This window comes from Rubrivirga sp. (genome assembly GCF_049648075.1).
In the GTDB taxonomy this organism is placed as follows: domain Bacteria; phylum Bacteroidota; class Rhodothermia; order Rhodothermales; family Rubricoccaceae; genus Rubrivirga.
The window spans coordinates 1-4242 of sequence record NZ_JBARYR010000379.1; the positions used below are offsets into that span (position 1 = coordinate 1).

A 4242-nucleotide genomic window follows, 5' to 3' on the forward strand; every position below is an offset into this window, starting at 1 on the left:
CCCCTCGAGGACGACGAGCGGACCGCCCTCGAGGACGCGCTCCCCGTCGTCGAGCACCGGCTGAGGCCGGAGGCCCGCGCGGAGATCGCGCGCCGAGGGGTCTGGGAGGGCCAGCCCGGCCACTACCACACGACGACGGTCCGAGGGCGCGAGTGCGTGTTCGTGACCTACGACGGGCCGGTCGCCAAGTGCTCGCTCCAGCAGGCGTTCTGGGAGGGCAAGATCGGGTTCGAGAAACCGGTCTCGTGCCACCTCTACCCGATCCGCGTCGAGACGTACGGCGAGGGCGCCGACGCCACAGACGTGCTCAACTACGAGACCATCGAGCTGTGCAAGCCGGCCATCCCACACGGTCGCAAGACCGGCATGCAGGTCGCCGACTTCCTGGAGCGGCCTCTGACCCGGAAGTACGGTGCCGAGTGGGTCGCCAAGTTCCGGGCCACGCTCGCGCAACGCCGCCAAGACGTCGGCGTTGGTCCCGTTGCCGACCTCGAGCGCTGCAACGCCGACGAGTCTTAACCCCACCCCGCGCCATCCCGATACACGAGTCGGACCTCCGCCGCCATGCTCAACCTCCGACAGAACCAGAGCCTCCAGCAGAAGCTCTCGCCTCAGCAGATCCAGTACATCAAGCTGCTTCAGCTGCCCACGCTGGCACTGGAGCAGCGGATCAAGGCCGAGATGGAGCAGAACCCGCTCCTGGAGGAAGGCGAGGAGGAGGACGAGTTCCAGGGCGAGGACACGTCCCCCGATTCCGAGCTCTCCTCGGAGTCCTCGAGCGACGACGAGTTCGACTGGGACGAGTTCTTGAACGCGCCCGACGACCTCTACGGCTACAAGGCCCAGGTGGACCGCTCGGCCGAGGAGGACGAGCGCGACACGCCGATGGCGGCCATGTCATCCCTGGCCGAGGGCTTGCGGGACCAGGTCGGCCTGCTCGACCTCGACGAGACCGAGGAGTTGATCGCGGACCAGATCATCGGGTCGATCGACGAGGACGGCTACCTCCGGCGCCCCGTCGAGTCCATCTTGGACGACGTCATGTTCAACTTCGGCGTCGTCCTCACCGAGGCGGACGTCGAGCGCGTGCTCCACCGCATCCAACGGCTCGACCCGGTCGGCATCGCGGCCCGCGATCTGCGCGAGTGCCTGCTGATCCAGCTCGACATGATGGGCAACGAGGTGGACGGCTTGGAGAACGCCGTCGACATGATCCGGGACTGCTACAAGCAGTTCACGATGAAGCACTTCGACGCGATCAAGCGCAAGCTCGACCTCGACGACTACGACCTCAAAGAGGCGTACGACTTGGTCCGCAGCCTCGACCCCAAGCCGGGCGAGGGCGACTTCGCGGTCCAGACCAACTACATCACGCCCGACTTCACCGTCGAGCGCGACGGCGAGGACTTCCGGATCCTGCTCAACGGCCGCAACGCCCCCGAGCTCCGCGTCAACCGGCACTACCGGAACATGTGGAACGACCTGTCCGCCAAGAACACGAAGGGCGACGGCAAGGCGAAGGAGACCAAGGACTTCCTAAAAACGCGCATGGAGTCCGCGCGCTGGTTCATCAACTCGATCCAGCAGCGCCGCAACACGCTCCTGCGCGTGATGGAGGCCATCGTCCAGATCCAGCACGACTTCTTCGAGCACGGCGAGGGTCACCTCAAGCCGATGATCCTGAAGGACATCGCGGACATCATCAAGATGGACATCTCGACCGTTTCTCGCGTCGTCAACGGCAAGTACGTCCAGACCGAGTACGGCGTCTACGAGCTCAAGCATTTTTTCAGCGAGGGCATCACCGGCGACGACGGCGAGGAGGTCTCGAACAAGGAGGTCAAGGCCATCCTGGAGCGCGTCGTCTCGGAGGAGGACAAGACCAAGCCCTGGAGCGACCAGAAGCTGGCCGACCTGCTCAAGGAGGAGGGCTACCCGATCGCTCGCCGGACGGTGACCAAGTACCGCGAGCAACTGAACATCCCGGTCGCCCGTCTCCGCCGCCAGATCGTGCTCGCGTAGCGCGTCCTCGAGGACGACCCAGCCGGACCTCGACCGGCATTCTATGTCTGGGGGAGCCCGGACGGCGCACGTGCGTTTGGCGCCCCGATGCCCGACCGCACTCCCGACGACGTCCGCGTGGCCGTCGACCGAGCCCTCGCCCGGCTGTCCCTCGAGGACGCCGCGGAGGCGCCGCGCCAGCTCGCGGTCACGCTCGCGCTCGCTGAAGACCTGAGCGCCGAGGAGGCCCTGTCGAGATGCGGCCTCGAGGTCCCGACGCGTCCTCGAGGCGCGACCATCGCCTTCGTGCGCATTCCGCCGGGCGGACTGTTCCGGCACCACGGCGTCCGCTACCGGAAGGTGGTCGCCCGCGTGGCACGGCGGCTCGCGACGGGCGCCCCCAACGCGTACCCCGTCGGGGGAGGCGAGGGCCGCAACTTCCTCCCGACCGACCGAGTCGGGCTGGTCGCAGCGGTCCGACGCCGGGCTGCGTAGCCGTCCTCGAGGGCGAGCGGGCAAGGCGTAGCGTGCAGGCTGAGGGAGTGCGGCGTAGACTCCGCCATCCTCCCCGCAACCGCATGGACCTCGCCCTCGGCACGCTCGACTGGACCGTCATCGCCCTGTACTTCGCCGTCGTGTTCGGCGTGGCCATCGTCGGGACGTTGCGCGAGCGACGACAGTCGAACGAAGACGCCGAGGACTACTTCCTGGCCGGCCGCAACGTCGGGTGGTTCGTGATCGGCGCGTCGCTGTTCGCGTCGAACATCGGGTCGGAGCACCTGGTCGGGCTGGCGGGCTCGGGCGCGACGAGCGGCGTGGCGCCGGGCCAGTTCGAGGTTCTGGCCTCGATCATCCTGCTCTTGCTGGGCTGGGTGTTCGTCCCGTTCTACATCAAGAGCGGCGTGTTCACGATGCCCGAGTTCCTGGAGCGCCGCTACTCGACGGGCTCGCGGTGGTACCTCGCGACGGTGAGCATCCTGGCCTACGTCCTGACCAAGATCTCGGTCACCATCTTCGCCGGCGCTGTCGTGTTCTCGGCGATCGGCGTCCCGTTCTGGACGGGCGCTCTCATCGTCGTGATTGCGACCGGCGCCTACACCGTCTTCGGCGGCCTGCGAGCGGTCCTCTACACCGACCTGTTGCAGACGTTCGTCTTGATCGGCGGGGCCGCCGCGGTCACGTTCGCCGGGCTCAACGCGGTCGGCGGGTGGTCCGGCCTCGAGGCCGAGGTCGGGGCCGAGTTTTTCGACATGTGGAAGCCGGCGACGGACCCAGACTTCCCGTGGACCGGCATCCTGTTCGGCGCGCCCATCCTGGGCATCTGGTACTGGTGCACGGACCAGTTTATCGTCCAGCGGACGCTCTCGGCCAAGTCCATCGACGACGCCCGCCGGGGCACCATCTTCGCCGGCTTCCTGAAGCTGCTGCCCTTGTTCATCTTCGTCCTGCCCGGTATGTTGGCCGCGGCGATGGTCGCACAGGGACAGATCACGCTCGACAACCCCAACGAGGCGCTTCCCACACTCGTCTCGGCCTTGCTGCCGGTCGGGGCGCGGGGCCTGGTCATCGCCGGACTCCTGGCCGCGTTGATGTCGAGCCTGTCGAGCGTGTTCAACTCGTCCTCGACGCTGATCACGTGGGACGTCTACAAGCGCTTGCGGCCCGAGGCGTCGGAGCGCCAACTCGTCTGGGTCGGCCGCCTGTCGACGGTCGCGCTGACCGTCTTGGGACTGGCGTGGATCCCGTTCGTCGAGGCCGCCGAGGGCGGGCTGTACGTCTACATCCAGTCCGTCCAGGCGTACATCTCGCCGCCGATCGCGGCCGTCTTCCTGTTCGGACTGCTGTGGCCGCGGGCCAACGCCCAGGGCGCGCTCGCGTCCTTGTTGGTCGGCCTGGCGCTCGGCATCGGCCGGCTCGTCCTCGAGGCGATCAACGGGCCGGAGGGCAACGGGCTGGCCGACGGCTCGGTGCTGGCGCTGCTGGCCGAGGTCAACTTCCTGCACATCGCCATCGCGTTGTTCGCCGTCTGCACGATCGTGCTCATCACCGTCAGCCTGGCGACGTCGCCGCCGCCGGCCGAGAAGACGGCCGGGCTCACGTTCGCGACCGCCGACCAGCCGACGACCGGCTCGACGTACGACCTCGAGGTCGCGCCGTCGTCGGCGAGCGGCCGCCGCGTGGACGCGATCCTGACGGCGATCCTCCTCGCGTGCGTCGCCGCCATCTGGCTCATCTTCGCGT

At 67.8% G+C, this 4242-nt stretch carries 4 protein-coding genes; all 4 read left to right on the forward strand.

Features of this window, described 5'->3' with window-relative positions:
* A partial coding sequence (locus tag WBA11_RS10985; RefSeq protein ID WP_424520731.1) for a DUF3109 family protein occupies positions 1 to 519 on the forward strand: 519 nt, incomplete at its 5' end.
* A gap of 45 nt (positions 520 to 564) precedes the next feature.
* Complete coding sequence (gene rpoN, locus WBA11_RS10990) at positions 565 to 2022, forward strand: RNA polymerase factor sigma-54 (RefSeq protein WP_424520732.1); 1458 nt, start codon at positions 565 to 567, stop codon at positions 2020 to 2022.
* Positions 2023 to 2109: 87 nt separating this feature from the next.
* Positions 2110 to 2496, forward strand: coding sequence for a hypothetical protein (locus WBA11_RS10995; protein ID WP_424520733.1), 387 nt, complete (start codon positions 2110 to 2112; stop codon positions 2494 to 2496).
* An 83-nt stretch (positions 2497 to 2579) separates the two neighbouring features.
* Positions 2580 to 4242 (forward strand): sodium:solute symporter (locus WBA11_RS11000; protein ID WP_424520734.1); only part of this gene is annotated, 1663 nt, incomplete at its 3' end.

What these genes read in the sequence shown, in the direction of transcription:
- rpoN (WP_424520732.1), top strand. Translation starts at nt 565, where the DNA reads ATGCTCAACCTCCGACAGAACCAGAGCCTCCAGCAGAAGCTCTCGCCT.
- WBA11_RS10995 (WP_424520733.1), top strand. Translation starts at nt 2,110, where the DNA reads ATGCCCGACCGCACTCCCGACGACGTCCGCGTGGCCGTCGACCGAGCC.